Source organism: Sedimentibacter sp. B4 (assembly GCF_000309315.1).
GTDB classification, from domain to species: domain Bacteria; phylum Bacillota; class Clostridia; order Tissierellales; family Sedimentibacteraceae; genus Sedimentibacter; species Sedimentibacter saalensis.
Map to the genome: position 1 here is coordinate 1 of NZ_CANG01000391.1, position 492 is coordinate 492.

1 protein-coding gene is annotated in these 492 nt (G+C 74.4%); it reads left to right on the forward strand.

Annotated elements, in window-relative coordinates; genetic code table 11:
- On the forward strand, window positions 1-492 hold a 492-nt coding region (locus BN358_RS26450), incomplete at both ends, for a hypothetical protein (protein ID WP_198018423.1).

The following is a 492-nucleotide window of genomic DNA, read 5'->3' on the forward strand; positions in this document are numbered from 1 at the left end:
CTACTCCCACCCGGCCACCGTCACGCTCACCGTGTCCGACGACTCGACGAACCAGCCGCCCACCTGGTGCCCGAACGACTGCCTGGCGGACTGGCCCGCGCCGGAGGTCGCGCCGGGCGGAACGCTGGCGGTACCGGTGCTGAACGGCTGGGTCGACCCGGACGGCGACCCACTGCTCGTGCTGGGCGCGAAGTCGGCGAGCCGCGCGGTCTCGGTTGCCGCCACCCCGGAGGGTGAGGTCGTGGTGCAGCACCACGACCCGTCCGCCACCGAGGTGACGAAGGTGGCCGTCGAGGTCACGCTCGCCGACACCCGGGGCGAGACCGCCACCAAGCAGCTCACCGTCCGGGTGACGCCGCGGCCACGGCTGACCGCCGGGTCGTTCGCGGTCTCGGTCGAGGCCGGCGAGACCCGCAGCATTCCGGTCGCGGGGCACGTCACCGGCACCGCCTCGAAGCTCGAGCTGGCCGACGTCCGGCTGCACGGGGACGG